We start from the raw sequence: 18,523 nt of genomic DNA, 5'->3' as shown, positions 1-18,523 counted from the left end.
TCAGCGGGAGTGAGGGGCGCGGTCGGCCTTCGTCGGCGGGCCTGCGAATGCTTGGGCGATAGCGACCCAGGTCGCTGCCTCTGACCCCGTGACGCTCAGGTTCACTTGCTCGGGTTCGCGGCGTTGGGTCACCAGCAGGGCGAAGTCGAGGGCGCTGCCGCTTACGCAGTCTGTGGCCTGGGCGGGGCCCCACTCCCAGGTTTCGCCGTGTGGGCCGGACAGCTCGACGCGCAGCGGGGTGGTGGGGGGTTCCAGACCATTGTTGCGGTACGTGAAGTCGCGGGTGATGACGCCGAGGTGGGCGACGTCGCGCAGTGCCTGGCTCTGGGGGCGGGTGACCCCGAGCGCGTCGACGACGTCCTGGCCGTGGGCCCAGGTCTCCATGATTCGTGCGGTCGTCAGGGAACGAGCTTTCATCGGGGGACCGAACCAGGGGTAGCGGGCTTGGGGGTCGGCTTGTTCCAGTGCGGCGGCGAGTTTCTCGCGGCCGGTTCGCCACCGGGCGAGCAATTCATCCGTCGGGGCTTGCGCGCCGGTCGCGGCGGTTTCGTCGACGAGCCCGGTGGGATTAGCCATTGCCTGGCGCAGGTAGGGGGCAAAGCCCTCATCGCCCGACAGGGCCGCCAGCGCGGCTTCATCGGTCCACGCCAGGTGCGCAATCTGATAAGCGATGCTCCATCCGGGGGCCGGGGTCGGCGTGAGCCACTGTTCCTCGGTCAATTTGGCCACGATGTTTTCCAGCGTGTCCCCTTCGGCCCGGAGCCGGTCTAAGGAGGCGGTGAAATCGGCGTTTGTGCTTGTCATGGCAACTTCCGGGTGTGATCGCGGACGGTGGTGAGCGGTGCGTTTCGCCGAGTCAAGCACGCCCAGGGAAAAATAACCAGCACTTGCGCTTTTTATTGAAGTCTTCCAAAGTTGCGAGCAACGCATTCGCCTGCAACGCCCCGGGTTGTCCACGACTCGGGTCTGGCGAGAGCTTCGAGACGTCTCGACGACGGCGACCGGAAGGCCAGCGATAGTGGCGACAACGGATCAGGGCTACGGCAATTGGGTGACCATCCACGCACAGCGATACCCCGAGCGGATCGCCTACATCGACGGCGTGACCGCCGAGGAGAGAACCTTCGATGAGCTCGAGCAGCGCACGAACGCGTTGGCCGGCGAGCTGTCGCGGGCCGGGGTCAGCCCCGGAGAGCGCGTCGCCTTGCTCACTCTCAACTCCATTCAGGCGCTGGAAGTGCAGCTGGCGGTAGCCAAGCTCGGCGCGATCGCCGTGCCGATCAACTTCCGGCTCTCACCGCGTGAGATCACCTACGTACTCACCGACAGTGGAGCCTCGACCTTGTTCTACTCTCCGGCCTTCGCCGGGCTGGTCGAGCAGGCCGTGACCCCAGAAACGGAGGTCCGTCACCGCTACACCGTTCCGGACAGCACGCTGCGCGCCGCGGGTGGGCAAGCCGATCTTGAAGCGATGATCGCTCGTGGAGACACCGAGCGCGTCGTGCGCGCCGTGGCAGAGACCGACGTGTGCCTCATCATGTACACCTCCGGAACCACCGGGCTGCCCAAGGGCGCCATGCTGACGCACGCGAACATGCTGTGGAACGCCGTCAACGGGATGTCCTTCGGACGTGGCTACACCCGCCAAGACATCACCTTGACCGCGGCTCCGCTGTTCCACATCGGGGCGCTCGGGGTGAACACCCTGCCGTTCCTGTACATGGGCGGAACGTGCGTCATCCTCGAGGCGTTCGATCCCGGTGCCTGCTTGAGTGCGATAGAGAAGTACAAGGTCAGCAACGTCTTCCTGGTGCCGGCGATGTGGGCTGCGATCATGGCTCACCCCGCGTTCGCCACGACCGACTGGTCCACGGTCACGCTCGCGATCTCCGGTGGCGCCCCGTGCCCGATGCCGATCATCGAGACCTTCCGCGCCTTGGGAGTTCCGTTCACCGAGGGCCTCGGTATGACCGAGACCAGCCCCATCTGCGCCTGCCTGGGTGAAGAGGACGTCACCCGGAAGGCCGGTTCGATCGGTAAACCGGTGATCAACGTGGAGTTCCGGATTGTCGATGAGCAGGGCCGCTCAGTTCCCGACGGGGAGGTTGGCGAACTCATCATCCGCGGTCCCAACATTTTTGCCGGGTACTGGAACAAGCCAGAGGCCACCAGCGAGGCGCTGCGGGATGGCTGGTTCTACTCCGGTGACTTGGCCAGGGTGGATGACGACGGTTTCTACAGCATCGTCGACCGCAAGAAGGACATGGTCATCACCGGCGGGGAGAACGTGTACTCGGCCGAGGTGGAACAAGCAATCATCAGGCACCCGGATGTGCGGGAGGTCGCCGTCGTCGGCAAACCCGACCAGGTGTGGGGTGAAGCGGTCACCGCCTTCGTCGCCCGCGCGCAGGACTCGGGGTTGACCGAGCAGGAGCTCATCGACTGGCTGCGAGAGCACCTCGCGCACTTCAAATGCCCCAAACACATCGAGTTCGTCGAAGAGCTACCCCGCAATGCCACCGGCAAAATCCTCAAACGCGAGCTACGCAAGCAGTGGGACGGCGAAGGTTCCGCGGTCTACCGCGACTGATACCAGGGGTGAAGTGCACGGGCGGGGCAGGTCAGACCTGCCCCGCCCGTGTCGGTGTGCTGATGCTCGGTTGGTCAGGCGAGGCGCTTGATGCCCTGCAGGACCGCGCCGCAGGCCTCGACGTGACGCTGGATCCGATCGCCCGGGTCGATGAGCATGGAGGACAGTCCCAGGCCGTGGCCGAGGTCGAGCAGCACGGTCAGCAGTCGCCGGGTGTGGCGATCTGTGAGGTCGGCGTGTAGCGCCCGGGCGGTCAACTCGTACACCTCGCGGTTGTACCGAGCCTCGGCCGGCATGATGATCTCTTTGAGCTTCTGGTCGCTAGCTGCGGCTGCCCACACGTGCACCGCAGCATGGAACAGGTCGCCGCTGAACACTTCGAAGACCAGGCGCGCCACGTCTTCGGCGGGGGCACCCGCGCCCTCGCTGTCCAAGGAGGCCATCGCTTCCCGCAGCACTGCGGTGCGTTCGGCCGAGATCTGCTCGATGGCTTCCTTGATCAACGCTTCGCGGGTCGGGAAGTGATGTTGGGCGGCGCCGCGCGAGACGCCCGCCTCTTCGGCCACCAGACTCACGGTGGTCGCCTGCAGCCCCTTACTGGCCAGGATGCGGATGGTGCACTCGATGAGCTTTCGGTGCGTCTGCCGGCTCCGGTCCTGTTTGGGCGCATTCACCATGAGTCGTTTCGTCCTTCCCTGGGGCGGTGTTCGCGGGCGGCCCCTACTGATCGTCGGTTGCCCACGAAGGCTGCCGCCGTTCGAGGAACGCAGCCATGCCCTCTTGGGCGGCCGGGCTGGCGAACAGCCGGGCAGAGGTGGACACGAGTTCAGCACCCCGCTCCTCGAACGCGCGAAGTATCCCATGATTGAGCAGCGCCTTGGTTTCGCGCAGGGCTTGCGGGGCGCAGGCCAGCAGTTCGGTGGCGTATCCGTGCGCGGCGGCGCGCGGGTCCGCTTCGAGCGCGGTGACCAGGCCGCAGCGTGCCGCTTCCTGCGCGTCGAACGTACTCCCGGACAGCAGATGCCTGGCAGCCGAACGGGAGTCGAGGCGGGGCAGCATCGTCAGAGCGATGAGCGCAGGTGCGACGCCGATGCGCGGCTCCGGTGCGCCGAACGTCGATCCCGGCGAGGCGAAGGCGACATCGCAGGCGGACAACAGGCCCATCCCTCCGGCGCGGACGTGGCCGTCCACGACAGCGATCACCGGTTTCGGCGTGGCGACGATGAGCCGCAGCAGTCCCAGGAAGCGGGTGGCGGCAACCTCGATCCCGCCCTCGGAGGCCGACGTCAGGTCCGCACCCGAGCAGAAGGTGTTGCCCTCGTGATCCAGAACGATGGAGCGTACCGACTCCTGCGAGTCGGCCTTCTGTAGGTGGTCGGTGACCTCGGCGATGAGCTGGCCCGACAGGGCGTTGCGTCTGCCCGGCTCATCGAGGGTGATGCGGGCGACGCCGTTGGATTGGTCGTATCTGATCGGCATGGTGATCCCCTTCAGTAGCTTCGGGGCAGGCCCATGATGGTTGTGCCCACGTAGTTCAGGAGCATTTCCCGGCTGATCGGGGCGATGCGGGGCAGGCGGGAGGCGGCGTACATCCGGGCCAGGCCGTACTCGGTGGACAGCCCGTTGCCGCCCAGGGTCTGCACCGCCTGATCCAGAGCCTTCGCCGAGATCTCACCGGCTGCGTACTTGCCCATGTTGGCGCAGTCCGCGGCTTCCCGGTGAAGGCCTGCGTCGAAGAGCGCCGCTGCTTTCTGCCACATCAGTCGGGCGAGCTCCAGCTCGATGCGGCACTGGGCCAGCGGGTGCGAGATGCCCTGGTGAGCGCCGATGGGGGTGCCCCACACGGAGCGTTCTTTGGCGTAGTCAACGGCCCGGTCGAGGCTGAACCGCGCCTGCCCGGTGGCCATCGCTGCGGCCATGATCCGCTCCGGGTTCAAGCCCATGAACAGCTGCGGGAGACCGGACTCCGCAGAGCCGATGAGAGCCGAATCGGGCAGTGCCACGTCGTCGAGGAACAGTTGGTACTGCCACTCGGCGAGCTTGACCTCCATCGGGATCCGGTTGGCGGTGAAGCCCTGTGCGTCGGTCGGCACCATGAACAGTGCCGGTTTGCCGCGCGAGCCGTCATCGTTGACGACATTGGCGACGTACAGCACTGCGTCGGACTGGTCGACCCCGGAGATGTAGGTCTTGTTGCCCTTGAGTATCCACTGGCCGCCGACCCGGCGGGCGGTGCTGGCAATGTTGTGGCTGTTCGTGCCCGCGTCGGCCTCGGTGATGGCAAAGGAGGCGACGAACTCACCCGAGGCGATACCGGGCAGCCAGGTCTCCTTCTGTTCCTGGCTTCCGAAGGCCGCGATGATCGTGCCGACGATGGCCGGAGAGACCACGAGCATGAGCATCCCGGTGCCGCAGGCCGACAGTTCTTCTTCGACGATGGCCAGCTCGCTGATGCCCGCGCCCCCGCCGCCGTACTGCTCCGGTAGGTTCACGCCGATGAAGCCCATCCGCCCGGCCTCGCGCCACAGCTCGGTCGGGTATTCGCCCGCGTCGGCCTTCTCGATCATGTATTTCAGGCCGTAGCTGGAGCCGAGTGAGCGCACCGCAGATTTCAGCGCCGCGTGCTCCTCGGTGTCGGTGACGTGGAGGATTGCATCCGTGGTCATGATTGTCCTGCCTTCGTGAGGGTCTGTGGGGTCGCGCGGTGCTGAGATGGCCAGGAGTAGCGCCGTCGGAGCCGGCCTGGCGCCGGGGTCATTCGGGGGAGTGCACGACGGCCAGGACGCGGCCCGAATCGACCTGGTCGCCGACGGCGACGGGCAGTTCCGTGACGACGCCATCGGCGCCGGCGCGAACGGCGTGCTCCATCTTCATGGCCTCCATCGAGAGCAGGATCTGCCCGGCAGTGACCTCCTGCCCGACCTCGACGTGGATCGCGATGATCGAACCGGGCATCGGCGACAGCAGCGAGCCCTGCGAGGCAACCTGTGAGGGGTCCTCGTAGCGGGGCAGCTCGAACAGGTCGACCGGGCCCTGCCCGGAATCGACCCCGATCACGCCGTTGGGGTAGGTGTGCACAGTGAAGGGGCGCACGACCTGGTCACGTTCGACCCGCACGATGATGCCGTCACCGCTGCCGCGGCGCAGGTCTACGTCGAGGGCGACAGCGCCGGTGGCTGTCTCGGTACCGTGAGCGGTTCCGCCCCGGCTGCGTTGCAGGCGCACCGTCACTTCTTCGCCGCGGTGCCGGAACCGGTGGCTGGTGGTCGTGGTCCCGACGTTGCGGAACCCGGCGGGCACCGTGGGCGTCGGCATATCTTCAGCGGCGGTCTTGGCTTCTAGGGCCACCGCTGCAGCAAACATCGACACCGCGAGGGCGTCGTCCTCGGCAAGGGGGCGGCTGAGCTGCGCCAGCCGCTGTGGAGACAGGAACGAGGTGTCGAACTGACCCGAACGGAACCCGGTGTCATCGAGGATGCGCACCAGCAGATCGCGGTTGGTGCCCAGGCCGTGGATCCGGGCGCGGCGCAGGGCCGCGCTGAGTCGGCCGACGGCTTCAGCGCGTGTCGGCGCCCACGTGATGACCTTGGCCAGCATGGCGTCGTAGTGGGTACCGACGCTCGCGGGGCAACCGAGGGTGGGCTCGAAGCCGGTGTCCAGACGGACCCCCGGAACCGCCGGGCCGCTGAAGGTCGAGGTGACGTCGTCGAATTCCAGGCGCGTCAACTCACCGGAGCTCGGCTGCCAGTCGTTGGCCGGGTCCTCGGCGTACAGGCGCGCTTCAAGGGACCAGCCGCGGATGGGTGGCGGCGCCTGCCCGGGCAGCGGCAGCCCGGCGGCCACGTCGAACTGGAGGGCAACCAGGTCTAGGCCGGTGGTCGCCTCCGTCACCGGGTGCTCCACCTGCAGGCGGGTGTTCATCTCCAGGAAGAAGAAGTCACCGGTTTCGTCGGCGAGGAACTCCACCGTCCCAGCGCCGGTGTACTCGACCGCGCGGGCGGCGGCGCGGGCTGCCTCGAAGAGCCGTTCCCGCATGCCGGGGATGGCTGCCACCAACGGCGAGGGCGCCTCCTCGATGACCTTCTGGTGGCGCCGCTGAATGGAGCATTCGCGTTCTCCGACGGCCCAGACGGTGCCGTGCGCATCAGCCATGAGCTGGACCTCGATGTGCCGCCCGGACTCGATGAACCGTTCGATGAACACGGTGGCATCGCCGAAGGCGGACTTGGCCTCGGCGGCCGCGCCCCGGTATTCACGTTCCAGGGAGTCCATGTCGCGGACCACACGCATGCCGCGCCCGCCTCCGCCGGCCGAGGCTTTGACCAGAACCGGAAGCATGTCCGCTGTGATTTCCTCGACGTGCAGATTGCCTAGCACCGGCACCCCGGCGGCGGCCATCATCTCCTTGGCGCGGGTTTTCGAGCCCATCGCCGTTATCGACTCTGGCGATGGGCCGATCCACGTCAGACCGGCGTCGATGACGGCTTGCGCGAACTGCGCGTTCTCAGACAGAAAACCGTAGCCGGGATGAACGGAGCGGGCGCCGGCACGGCGCGCTGCCTCCAGGATCAGCTCGGCGTTCAGGTAGGTCTGGGTGGGGGTGACCCCGGGCAGGCGCACGGCGGCGTCGGCTTCGGCCACGAACGGGGCGTGCGTGTCGGCGTCGGAGTGCACGGCGATCGTGGGTAGCCCCCGTAACCGCGCTGCGGCGATGACCCGCCGGGCGATCTCCCCACGGTTGGCGATCAGGACCGGAGCGATGCTGTCCTCTGCACACATGTCGGTGTCGTTACTCATCATCGTCTCCTGGTCACATCCGGAAGACGCCGAAACCATCGGCGCCTTCGATCGGTCCGGAATGAATAGCGGACAGGGCCAGGCCCAGCACCGTCCTGGTGTCGCGGGGGTCGATGATGCCGTCGTCGTAGAGCATCCCGGAGAGGAACTCGGGCAAGGACTCGGCCTCGACCTGCTCGCGGATGGCGTCGAACATCTTCTGCTGGGTCTGGGCATCCATCTCGGCGCCCCGGGCGCGTGAGGCCGCAGCGGCCACGGAGCTGACGACCGAGGCCAACTGTTCGGCGCCCATGACGGCCGAACGTGCCGAGGGCCACGAGAACAGGAACCTCGGGTTGAATGCCCGCCCGCACATGCCGTAGTGACCGGCGCCGTAACTGGCGGCGGTGATGAGCGAGATGTGCGGCACCGTGGAGTTGGAGACGGCGTTGACCATCATTGAGCCGTGCTTGATGATGCCGCCCTGCTCGTAGGTCTTGCCGACCATGTAGCCGGTCGTGTTGTGCATGAACAGCAGAGGCGTGTTGGCGGAGTTCGCCAGTTGGATGAACTGAGTGGCTTTCTGCGACTCCTCGCTGAACAACACCCCGCGGGCGTTGGCCAGGATCCCGACGGGGTAGCCGTGGATCTGCGCCCAGCCGGTGACAAGGCTGGAGCCGTACAGCGGCTTGAACTCATCGAAGGCAGAATCGTCGACGACGCGCAGGATGATCTCGCGGGGGTCGAACGGGGTTTTCAGGTCTTCGGGCACGACGCCGATCAACTCGACCGGGTCCAGGGCGGGGGCGCGGCCGGGTCCGCGTGGCGCGGGGCCCTTCTTCGACCAGTTGAGGCGGCGCACGATGGAGCGGGCGATCCGCGCGGCGTCATGTTCGTCGACGGCCAAATGGTCGGCCAAGCCGGAGATCCTGGCGTGCATGTCGGCGCCGCCGAGGGATTCGTCGTCGGTGATCTCGCCGGTGGCGGCTTTGACCAGGGGCGGTCCGGCCAGGAACACCTTGGAGCGTTCCTCGATCATGACGACGTGGTCGGACAGGCCTGGCACGTACGCGCCCCCGGCGGTGGAGTTGCCGTAGACGACAGCGATGGTCGGGATGCCTTGCGCCGAGAGTTGGGTGAGGTTGCGGAACATCGCGCCACCGGGGATGAACACTTCTTTCTGCGTGGGCAGGTCGGCGCCGCCCGATTCGACGAGGTTGATCAGCGGCAGCCGGTTCTGCGCGGCGATCTCTTGCAGCCGCAACATCTTGCGCAGGGTCCACGGGTTGGAGGTGCCGCCCTTGACGGTCGAGTCGTTGGCAATGAGGAGGCACTCCACGCCCTCGACGACACCGATGCCGCCGACGATGGAGGCGCCGACGAGGAAGGATGAACCCCAGGCAGCCAGCGGGCACAACTCCAGGAACGGCGATCCCCGGTCCAGGATGGTGTCGATGCGTTCGCGGGGCGTCATCTTGCCGCGTTTACGGAGCCGGGCGACGCTGGCTTCGCCTCCGCCTGCAACGGCCAGGTCGAGTTGTTCATCGATCCGAGCCAGCTTCTCCAGCATGGCCGCCTCGGCTGCGGCGTACTCGGCCGAGGTGATGTCGATGGTGCTCGCAGCGGTCATCGCCGTGGCTCGCTTTCCGTAGGTGTGGTGTCGGTGGCCCCCTGCGCCGGCAGCGCGCCTGAAGCGAAAAGGTCTGTCGGGATCTCCACATGCCGGGAGCGCAACCATTCGCCCAGGCCTTTGGCTTGCGGATCGAAGCGCGCGCCGTGGGCGACGCCGTGCCCGAGCAGACCGTGAATGACGAAGTTGACCGCCCGCAGGTGGGGGAATTCGAAACGCTCGACCGGCAGTTCGCTCGTCTCAGGCAGCAGTCGTTTTAGCTCGGGGACAGTGAGGGTGTTCAGAAGCCACGCGTAGGCCGCGTCGTCCTCAACCCAGACACCGATGTTCGCGTCGGGTCCCTTGTCGCCAGAGCGTGCGCCGGCGATGCGGCCCAGCGGGGCCCGGACGGTGGGGCGCTCGCCGAGGGAGGAGTGCGTCGGTAGCGGCAGGGAGGTCTCGCTGGAGCCGATCGGTTGGGTGACCTCAGGCGCCGGGATGGGGATTCTCGTGCCGTCGGCGAGGACGGCGACATGCTCGGGCACCTCTTGTGGCACATAGCCCGGGACGAACACGCCCCACGGGCTCGACGCCGGCGGAGGAGCGTGGAAGAAGACGCCAGGACAGGTGCCGAGGCCGAATTCGACGGCGGCACGCGCAAAGTTGTCTGCCACCGCCTTGTCCCGGTCCCAAGCGACAGCGGTGAACCGGGCTGAGGCTGCGACCTGGGTGTCCGCGTCGGGGTGGTCGGTGCGTTCCAGACGCAGGTCCATCTGCGCGGGCGCGGGGCGGATAGCGTCGAACTGCGCTCGCAGCAGGGTGGCTTTGTCCTCGATGTCCAGGCCGGTCAGGTACAGGGTGATCTCGTTGCGGAAGCCGCCGAGCCGGTTGATCGAGACTTTGACCTGCGGCGGTGGTGCTTCACCGCGGGCGCCCGACATCCGGACTCGGTCGCGGCCCTCCTGCGTGAGCTGGACGTGGTCGAGCAACAGGATGGCGTCAGGACCTGCGTAGCGGGCGCCACTGACCTCATACAGCAACTGGGAGGTGACGGTACCGACGGTCACCGCACCCTGAGTGCCGTCGTGCTTGGTGATGACGCTGTTCCCCCGCGCATCGATCTCAGCGATGGGAAATCCCGCGTGGACCAGCGAAGCGATCTCGGTCGGGCGGTTGAAGAAGGCGTAGTTGCCTCCGGTGGCCTGGGTGCCGCATTCAATGACGTGCCCGGCGGCCATTGCCCCGGCGATCGCGTCGACGTCGTCGCGTGACCAGCCGAAGTGATAGGCCGCGGGGGCGACGATGACGGAGGCATCGGTGACCCGCCCGGTGACGACGATGTCGGCACCGGCAGCCAGGCACTCGACGATGCCCCAGGCGCCAAGGTAGGCGTTGGCCGCCAAGGCGCCCGAGAAGCCGAGCTCATCCGCGCGGGGGAGCAGGTTGTCGCCCTCGACGTGGGCGACGCGCAGGTCGAGGCCGCGTTGCGTGATCAGCGCGCGCAGCGCCTCGGCGAGCCCCGCTGGGTTGAGGCCGCCGGCGTTGGCGACGAGCTTGACCCGGCGCTCAGCCAGGAGTTCGAGGTTGTCGCCCACCTGGCGCAAGAAGGTGGAGGCGTAACCGGCGCTGGGGTCCTTCATCTGGGAGCGGGCCAGGATGAGCATGGTCAGCTCGGCCAGGTAATCGCCGGTGAGGTAGTCGAGTTGACCGTCGGTGAGCATCTCGCGCATAGCTGCGGCGCGGTCGCCGTAGAAACCCGACATGTTGCCGATGCGGACGGGGCCCGTGGAGGCGTTTGTCATGGCAGGGCCTCCTTTCGTGGGGGCGGGCATCACAGGGATGCGGTTCCGGTCACCCTGACACGGACGATGAAAAAAATCAACCATGCTTGACGGTTTTGGGGTCCGGGGCTAAGTTCACGGAAAGGATCCGGCCATGAAAAGCGCAGCGGCTGATCTTGACCCCCTGTGAAAGGAGGGCCGGCTATGCGCCTGCCCATCGTGGAATCCTCCGACCCGGATACCGTTTCCGGAGCTGAGCGTGACCAAGCGATCGCCCGACGCATCTCTATCGGCGACGTCCCCACCCGCTCCGCGGCGACTTATCAGGAACGCCTGGCCATCGTCGGACCCACCCGGTCCTTGACCTACCTACAGCTCGAAGAAGAAGCCAACCGTCTCGCGCACGGACTCATGGCGCTTGGCATCCAATCTCGGGAACCGGTGGCGATCATGGCGCCGAACTGCCCCGAGATCGTGGCCGGCTACCTAGGAGTCGCCAAGATGGGAGGCGCGGCTCTGCTGATCAACCTGCTTGGCGGCGCCGAGAACATCGTCAAGGCGCTGCGAGGCGCGGGCGCCCGAGTCCTTATCGTCCACGAAGGGCTGCTGCCGCTGCTCGGCCTCATTGCTGCGCAGATCAGCGATTCGGTGGAGAGCGTCATCGTCATCGGCAGTCACCCCGAGGGCGAGCCAGCGCTGGCCAACGCGCGGTACTGGTCGTGGTCTGACTTCCAGCGATACGCCGACAACACCCCAGGAGTCGACCCAGCCAGCCCGCCCGACGTGGTCATCGCCGATCGTCAGATCGCCCAGATCATGTTTTCCTCAGGTACCTCGGCCGACCCCAAGGGTGTGCTCACCAGCCATGTCGCGGTAACGATCGCGATGCACGCCAACGCGGCAACGCTCGGGTTGAACTGGGGCGGTCAGCCCAGCGTGAGCACCCTGGTCCTGCCGCTTTTCCACACGACGGCGATGAACGCCATCATGCTGCCCATGCTCGCGATGGGCGGCACCGTGCATGTGCTCCCCGGGTTCGACGTGGAGAGCTTGGGCCGCACGATCGTGGAGTCACAGACGACGCATTTCGTCGGCCTGCCCATCATGATCGAAGGACTCCTGAACTGGGCGCATGCCCATGGCCACGGCTTAGAGCACCTGACTTCCCTGTTGTACGGCATGGCGCCGATGAAGGAGGGGCTGCGTGCTCTGGTGGCCCAGCGGCTGCCACATGCCCGGATCATGCTCGGCTCGGGGATGACCGAGGCGCTGCCCGCGGGATTCATGCACTGGCCGGACATCGCCGAGGAAAAACGCGCCAGTTGGGGCTACACCACAGCTTTCGCCACCACCGCGGTGGTCGAGCCCGGCACCGGCGACCAGTTACCGACCGGCCAGCAAGGTGAACTCGTGTACCGAGGGCCCGGGGTGATGGAGAACTATTTGGTGCCTGACCCGAGCGTGTTCACCGGCGGCTGGTTGCACTCCCTCGATATCGGTTCCTTCGACGAGGACGGCATTTTCTGGTTCGTCGACCGCATCAAGGACATCGTCAAGGCCGGCGGAGAAAATGTCTCCACCCAGGCTGTCGAATCGGTGTTGCTCGACCACCCCGATATCGCCGAGGTCGCGGTTATCGGCAAACAAGACGAGCAATGGGGAGAGCGGGTCGTCGCCGTGGTCGTCCCGACGCCTGTGGTGGCCGCCGACCCCACCAAGCATGCCGAGCTGATCGCCTCTATCGACGAGTACGGACGGGAACACCTGAGTAGCTCCTACCGGCCCCGCGAGATCATCGTGGCGCAGGAGCTTCCGCGCACCGGCACCGGCAAACTGCGTAAGGCTGACCTGCGTGACACGTTGCGCGATGTCGAGGGATATCGGCCCAGCGCGCGGGCGTGATCAGAGAAGCTAACGAGTCCTTGAACTGTCCGACCGAGTGAAAAGGTGGCCACCGACGTGGACAACGACAACCTGAACACACCGTTGGGAGCCGACCCTGGTGGGGTCCGCGCTGCTGCGGCAAAACTCCCCCTGAGCTTGCCCGCCGAGGCTGCTTTGAGCGGCCGGACGCTGGTGATGTCCGGCGGCAGTCGAGGCATCGGACTGTCCATCGCCCTGGCGGCTGCACGCCTGGGCGCCAACATCGCCCTGGTGGCTAAGACGGACACCCCTGATCCGCGGCTGCCCGGCACTGTGCACACCGCAGCCGAGGAGATTCGCGCAGCCGGTGGCCAGGTGTTGCCGCTGGTCGGCGACATCCGCAATGAAGAGGACGTGGACCGCCTCGTCGATGCCGCGGTCGCCGAGTTCGGCGGGATCGACATCGTGGTGAACAACGCCAGCGCCATCAACCTCTCCGGCACGCAGGACCTGCCCGTCAAGCGGCTCGACCTCATGCTCGACATCAACCTGCGCGGCACGTTCCTGCTGACGCGGGCCGCGCTGGCGCACTTGCGCCGTTCGTCGCACCCGCACGTGTTGACCCTCGCGCCACCGATCAACCTGGACCCGGCCTGGCTGGGCGCGCACCCGGCGTACACGATGAGCAAGTACGCGATGTCCCTGGTGGGGTTGAGCATCGCGGCGGAGAACGCCGACGCCGGGGTGGCATCGAACTGCCTGTGGCCGGAGACGGCCATCGCGACGGCGGCGGTGCGCAACATGGCCGCCCTGGGCGGGGTGGAGATGATCGAGCACTCCCGCGACCCGCAGATCATGGCCGACGCCGCGATGATCATCGTGAGCGCGGACCCGGCGCAGGTCAGCGGGCACACGCTCATCGACGCCGATGTGCTTCGCACGGCCGGTCGCACCGACCTGTCCGGCTATGGCGGAACTCCGCCGCTGGCGCTGGACCTGTTCCTGTAGGGCCTCACAGGTAGACGCCCCGACGCCAGTTGGCGCCGGGGCGTCTACGCGTGCAGACCAGCCACTCCTGCCGATGGGGTGTGGCGGTCGAAGCTGTCAGGAACGGCGCAGGTGGCGGGGTTGTTCGAAGAACAGCGCGGCGACCCATCCGATGAGGACGACCCCGGCGGGTAGCAGGATCGCCTCGGACAACGCCTTGGAGAAGGCCTCGGCGATCTCCGGCGGCATCGCGCCCCCCATGTGCGGGGTTGCGGCGGCGCCGGGAACGTGGGCTGCGATACGCATGTGCATGAACGCGGCGATGGCCGCGCTGCCCAGGACAGAGCCGATTTGGCGGGTCGTGTTGTACACCCCCGAACCGGCGCCGGCCAGATTTGGCGGCAGGTTGCGGCTGGCCGAGGTCGACAACGGCCCCCAGACGAGAGAACTCGAAGAGCCCATGAGGACGGCCACTGCCAAGATCCCGAGCGTGGGGGTGCCGGGAGCCATGAGGCGGCTGAGCAGCACGAGGGAGATCGACATGCCGAGCAGCCCGATCCCGGCCAGCAGGCGCGGATGGACTCGGTCGATGAGAAGCCCGGCCGGGCGGGCCAGCAGGATCGACATCACTGCCTGCGGCGCGAGCAGGAGCGCCGCTCCCGTGGGGCTCAGCCCGCGCACCGTCTGGGCGTAGATCGTGAACGGGAAGATCATCGCCGTCACCGTGAACCCCACGGTGGTGATGCCGATGTTGGCTATCGAGAAGTTCCGGTCGCGAAACAGAGACAACGGCACGAGCGGATCGATGCGCACTCGCGTCTGCCACCACAGGAACGTGACGAGCAGGATGCCGCCGACGGCGAGCAATAGCGGCACCGAGATCGGTCCCCAGATGGTGCCCCAATGGAAGGCTTCACCCTCCTGGATGGCGAACACTCCGCAGAACAGGCCGACAGCCGACAGTGCGACGCCGATCCAGTCGATGGCTTTGGCGTGGGTGGGCAGCCGGGGGACGAGCCGCCAAGCGAGCACGAACCCAAGAACACCCACCGGAACATTGACGAAGAAGATCCACTGCCATCCCAGGGTGTCGATGAGCACCCCACCCATGAGCGGGCCGATGAGCGTGGCCACCCCGGCCGTCGCGCCCCACAGCGCCATCGCCGAGCCGCGACGATGCGGCGGGAAGGTCCGGGTGATGACCGACATGGTCTGCGGGGTCATCATCGAGGCCCCGACCCCCTGAACCACGCGGGCGGCCACCAGACCTGCGATGGAATCGGTCAAGCCGCACCACAAAGAGGCCAGGGTGAAGACGCACAGACCGGCCAGGTATACCCGTTTGGGGCCGAACCGGTCGCCGAGGCGGCCGGTGATGAGCAACGGGACGGCGTAGGCGAGCAGGTAAGCGCTCGTCACCCACAGCACCGAGTTGATGTCGGCGTCGAAGTGCGTCATCAACGCCGGGGTAGCGATGGAGACGATCGTCGAATCCACCAGGATCATGAAGAACCCGAGCACCAGGGCCCACAGCGCCGGCCACGGATTGCCTGTCGGCCCATGCTCCGGCGCTGGGGTGTGCTCGCGTGGGTGTGTCATGGTCGCCTTCCCGTGAAAAGACCGGTGGATCCCGAAGTTCAACCGGCCGCCAATGAGAGTAACCCTGCGCCGTAGGTGCGCTCGACACGCGTCCGGCGCGAGGCAGCGCCTGTCGGCGGGCTGTGCCGCGGTGGCCAGGCGCCCGGCAAGTCCACGGTGGACCGGGGCTGTTCGGCGGGTTGGCGAAGGTGACCGACTGGTAACTGGCGTGCACCCGACGGGTGTTAGTGCTGAGGGACCGGCTGCGGTTGTGCCGGCGGCCGGTTCGCTTCGCTTCCGCTCTGGAATCGGACATTTGTGACTGCCCTGGCTGCATGTCCCGGGGCCGACGCGGCGCCCCCGCCCAAGCGTGTTGGGGGACAGGTAGCCTGGGCGGCGTTGACGCGGGGTGCCGACATCGTCTGGCTGAGATCACACCCGTCGAACCTGATCTAGTTCGTGCTAGCGAAGGGACGTCGCATGAGGGTGAACAGCCCACGCGCGAATCCGCCCGGCCCGTCTGACATCTCCGGCGGCACGTCTGCGCGCCCACCGGCCGTCGTGCCTGCTCCGGCCGTGCCGAGTAGGAACGTCCCGCCGGGTGTCCGCGGCCTCAGCTCGCGGCGCCGGGGTCGGCTCGTGTTGCGCCGCTGGTGGAGCACCTTAGCCATCGTGTTGTTGTGGCAGCTCATCGCCGCGCTTCGGCTGGTCCCCGAGGTGGTGCTGCCCGGCCCGAGCGATCTGGTCGTCACCGCGCTGGGCATGCTGGGCGACGGTTCGTTGCTGCACGCCCTGCTGGTCAGCCTCGCCCGGGTCACAGCAGGTAGCGCGCTCGGCCTGCTCATCGGCCTGACATTCGGGTTGCTCGCCGGTCTCAGCAGCCTCGGGGAAGACATCATCGACCGCCCGTTGCAGGCGCTGCGCACCATTCCGTTCACCGCGCTCGCGCCGCTGTTCATCCTCTGGTTCGGGTTGGGGGAGACGCCCAAGATCCTGCTCGTCGCGGTGGCCACCCTGATCCCCACTTATCTCAACACCAGCGCGGGGGTACGAGGCGTAGACGCTCGGCTCGTGGAGATGGCCCGCGCCTACAACGTGCGCCGCGCCCGCATCGTGTATCGGGTCGTCCTGCTGGGCGCGTTGCCCTCGGTACTGACCGGGGTCCGGTTCGCGCTCGGCCTCGCCTGGGTGGCAGTCATCATCGCCGAGACGATCAACGCCTCCGAAGGCCTCGGCTTCCTGCTGACCAATGCCCGCACCTATGTGCGCACCGACATCGTCATGGTGTGCATCGCCGTCTACGCCGGACTCGGCCTGTTCACGGACGCGATCGTGCGAGCCTTGGAGTCCCACCTGCTGCGCTGGCGAACCCCACACCGCCGGAACTGAGCGGCCGCCCGGCGCCGGCCCGCTGGTCATACGCCTAGACGCAGGTGCCGCCGCACGGTGACACCCCGGTGAAGCCGCCACAGTTCGCGCAACTGGCCTTTCCCTGCCCACACCAACCGAATCTTCAGGAGAAGCAATGAGCATCACCCGCCGTCAGGCACTCACCGCGCTGCTCGGCACTGCCGGGCTCGCCACCTTGAGTGCCTGCTCAGGCCCGGCGGCACAGCAAGCTCGGTCCGCTTCGGCTACCAGCGCGGCCGGACCTGAACCGGTGAGATTGGGTGCCTTCAACACTCGCAACACCTTGACGATGGCGATCGACAGTGGCCTGATCCAGGCTGCTCTGACCAAGGCAGGTGGATCCGCCACTGTCAGCCCACCGTTCCCGGCGTTCGCGCCCGCTGCGGAGGCGATGGCAGCAGGCCAGATCGATGTCACCACCGGCAGCACCACGGCTCTGGTGGCTGCCCTGCAGGGCAACCCGGACCTGGCCGCGTTCGCGGTGGAGGTCGCCGACGACGACACGCACGGCATCGTCGCCACAGCCGCCAGCGGCATCACCGAGGCGTCCGGGTTGTCCGGGCATCGGGTGGCGGTCAACAAGGGCGGTACCGGCGACTACCTGCTGCGGATGGCGATCGTGAAGTTCGGTCTGCGGAACGTCACGCCGGTCTACCTCTCACCCCCCGACGCGGCGAGCGCTTTCGCCTCGAACGCCGTCGATGCGTGGGCCACCTGGGATCAGTACCTCGCCTCGGCGCAATTGTCCGGCGGCACGGTGGTTGCGCTGGCCAAGGAGGTGCAGGCCCGCAATCACACGGTGCACATCACCACCCATGCCTTCGCCGACGAGCAGCCGCAGCTGCTCATGGCTTGCTACACAGCGTTGTCCGAGCAGGCCGCCAAGGTGGTGGCCGACCCGGAGTTGCTGAAGCAGGCTTATGTGGCTTCCGGGGCACCGCCGAAGGTCGCCGAACTCGTCGCGGCCAAGAAACCGCCGACGATCCGACCCGCGGACGCGCTCTTTCAGGCCGAACTGGAAGCCGTCGCGAAGTTCTACCACCAGCAGGGCCTCACTCCGACGCTCTCACCGGTGGGGTTGGCGGCCATCGACGTGGCGAGGATGCGATGAGCCGTCCCAGCGCCGACCCCAGTATCAGAGCGCGAACCGGGTCGAGCGCGATCGACGTGCAGGGACTGCGGGTGTCTTTCGGGGATCGGGTCGTGCTCGATGGTCTCGACCTGCAGGTGGCCGCAAAACAGGTCGTCGCGCTGGTCGGGCGCAGCGGCTGCGGCAAGTCAACCCTGCTTCGCGTCATCGCGGGACTGAACGAACCCGACTATGTCGCCAGGTTGGCCTGCGAACCGGCAACGATCGTCTTTCAGGAGCCGCGGCTGCTGCCGTGGGAACCGGTGTGGGCCAACGTCACCATCGGTGTTCATTCCCTGGACTCCGCTCGGGCCCGCACCTTAGCCGTCGATGCTCTGCGCGAGGTTGGGCTGGACGGTCACGAGGACGATTGGCCCTCGACGCTGTCCGGGGGGGAGCAGCAACGGGTCGCGCTGGCGCGGGCTTTGGTGATGGGGGCGGGCCTGCTGCTGTTGGATGAGCCGTTCGGTGCGTTGGACGCGCTGACCCGTCGCGAGATGCACTCGCTGCTGCTGCGATTGCTGCGGCTTCACGAACAGACGGTTCTCTTGGTCACCCATGACGTGGATGAAGCGTTGGCGCTGGCTGATCACGTCGTGGTGCTCACCGGGGGCCGGCTCGTGGCGTCCCACCGGGGGAACCGCAGTGGGGTGGCAACCCCGGCGCAGTTGGACGCGGCGCGTCGCAACATTCTCGGCGACCTTGACACGGCTGGGTGAACGCGCCCGTTACGCCTGTGCGCCAAGGTCCGGTCTCGGGGCGAATTGGTTAGGACCGACCAGATTTCGCCGACAAGGACG

Annotated in this window: 14 protein-coding genes and 1 riboswitch; of the genes, 6 read left to right on the top strand and 8 right to left on the bottom strand. The window is 67.1% G+C overall.

Annotated elements, in window-relative coordinates; genetic code table 11:
* A complete protein-coding gene (locus tag G9V96_RS08420) occupies window positions 1–804 on the bottom strand; it encodes a TIGR03084 family metal-binding protein (RefSeq protein ID WP_168582629.1) in 804 nt (267 codons plus the stop codon).
* Between the two features lie 247 nt (window positions 805–1,051).
* On the opposite strand from G9V96_RS08420, the gene G9V96_RS08415 reads away from it, so the two are divergent.
* The gene (locus tag G9V96_RS08415) at window positions 1,052–2,590 is read left to right on the top strand and encodes an acyl-CoA synthetase (protein ID WP_210424362.1); all 1,539 of its coding nucleotides are present in this window, start codon (window positions 1,052–1,054) and stop codon (window positions 2,588–2,590) included.
* Between the two features lie 74 nt (window positions 2,591–2,664).
* Here G9V96_RS08415 and G9V96_RS08410 read toward each other — a convergent pair whose 3' ends face one another.
* The 6 genes from G9V96_RS08410 to G9V96_RS08385 form a co-directional block, all read right to left on the bottom strand.
* Window positions 2,665–3,267, bottom strand: coding sequence for a TetR/AcrR family transcriptional regulator (locus G9V96_RS08410; RefSeq protein WP_168582628.1), 603 nt, complete (start codon window positions 3,265–3,267; stop codon window positions 2,665–2,667).
* 43 nt (window positions 3,268–3,310) lie between these two features.
* Window positions 3,311–4,069, bottom strand: a complete 759-nt coding sequence (locus G9V96_RS08405; RefSeq protein ID WP_168582627.1) for an enoyl-CoA hydratase family protein — start codon at window positions 4,067–4,069, stop codon at window positions 3,311–3,313.
* A gap of 11 nt (window positions 4,070–4,080) precedes the next feature.
* Window positions 4,081–5,256, bottom strand: a complete 1,176-nt coding sequence (locus tag G9V96_RS08400; protein WP_168582626.1) for an acyl-CoA dehydrogenase family protein — start codon at window positions 5,254–5,256, stop codon at window positions 4,081–4,083.
* Window positions 5,257–5,344: 88 nt separating this feature from the next.
* A complete protein-coding gene (locus G9V96_RS08395; RefSeq protein ID WP_226913233.1) occupies window positions 5,345–7,387 on the bottom strand; it encodes an acetyl/propionyl/methylcrotonyl-CoA carboxylase subunit alpha in 2,043 nt (680 codons plus the stop codon).
* Window positions 7,388–7,400: 13 nt separating this feature from the next.
* The gene (locus G9V96_RS08390) at window positions 7,401–8,996 is read right to left on the bottom strand and encodes an acyl-CoA carboxylase subunit beta (RefSeq protein ID WP_168582625.1); all 1,596 of its coding nucleotides are present in this window, start codon (window positions 8,994–8,996) and stop codon (window positions 7,401–7,403) included.
* On the bottom strand, window positions 8,993–10,777 hold the full coding sequence (locus G9V96_RS08385) for an acyclic terpene utilization AtuA family protein (protein WP_168582624.1): 1,785 nt from the start codon (window positions 10,775–10,777) through the stop codon (window positions 8,993–8,995). Before G9V96_RS08385 ends, G9V96_RS08390 begins: the two co-directional genes overlap by 4 nt.
* Before the next feature lie 183 nt (window positions 10,778–10,960).
* Between G9V96_RS08385 and G9V96_RS08380 the strand changes: the two genes are divergently transcribed.
* Both G9V96_RS08380 and G9V96_RS08375 read left to right on the top strand, forming a co-directional pair.
* On the top strand, window positions 10,961–12,658 hold the full coding sequence (locus G9V96_RS08380) for a class I adenylate-forming enzyme family protein (protein WP_168582623.1): 1,698 nt from the start codon (window positions 10,961–10,963) through the stop codon (window positions 12,656–12,658).
* Between the two features lie 138 nt (window positions 12,659–12,796).
* Window positions 12,797–13,627: an SDR family oxidoreductase gene (locus G9V96_RS08375; protein ID WP_264318498.1), complete on the top strand. Its 831-nt coding sequence runs from the start codon at window positions 12,797–12,799 to the stop codon at window positions 13,625–13,627.
* A gap of 96 nt (window positions 13,628–13,723) precedes the next feature.
* On the opposite strand, the gene G9V96_RS08370 is transcribed toward G9V96_RS08375, so the two are convergent.
* Window positions 13,724–15,205: a DHA2 family efflux MFS transporter permease subunit gene (locus tag G9V96_RS08370; protein ID WP_168582622.1), complete on the bottom strand. Its 1,482-nt coding sequence runs from the start codon at window positions 15,203–15,205 to the stop codon at window positions 13,724–13,726.
* A gap of 374 nt (window positions 15,206–15,579) precedes the next feature.
* Window positions 15,580–15,675: riboswitch (TPP riboswitch) on the top strand.
* On the opposite strand from G9V96_RS08370, the gene G9V96_RS08365 reads away from it, so the two are divergent.
* The 3 genes from G9V96_RS08365 to G9V96_RS08355 all read left to right on the top strand — a co-directional run bounded on the left by G9V96_RS08365 (window position 15,665) and on the right by G9V96_RS08355 (window position 18,442).
* Window positions 15,665–16,573 carry an ABC transporter permease gene (locus tag G9V96_RS08365; protein ID WP_168582621.1) on the top strand — a complete coding sequence of 303 codons (909 nt, stop codon included), beginning with the start codon at window positions 15,665–15,667 and terminating at the stop codon, window positions 16,571–16,573. (Overlaps the previous riboswitch by 11 nt.)
* Window positions 16,574–16,709: 136 nt before the next feature.
* The gene (locus G9V96_RS08360; RefSeq protein WP_168582620.1) at window positions 16,710–17,705 is read left to right on the top strand and encodes an ABC transporter substrate-binding protein; all 996 of its coding nucleotides are present in this window, start codon (window positions 16,710–16,712) and stop codon (window positions 17,703–17,705) included.
* Window positions 17,702–18,442: an ABC transporter ATP-binding protein gene (locus G9V96_RS08355; RefSeq protein WP_168582619.1), complete on the top strand. Its 741-nt coding sequence runs from the start codon at window positions 17,702–17,704 to the stop codon at window positions 18,440–18,442. Before G9V96_RS08360 ends, G9V96_RS08355 begins: the two co-directional genes overlap by 4 nt.
* The last annotated feature ends 81 nt before the right edge of the window (window positions 18,443–18,523 follow it).

This window comes from Gephyromycinifex aptenodytis (genome assembly GCF_012277275.1).
Classification (GTDB): Bacteria; Actinomycetota; Actinomycetes; order Actinomycetales; family Dermatophilaceae; genus Gephyromycinifex; species Gephyromycinifex aptenodytis.
This window is presented reverse-complemented; position numbering and strand designations above follow the sequence as displayed.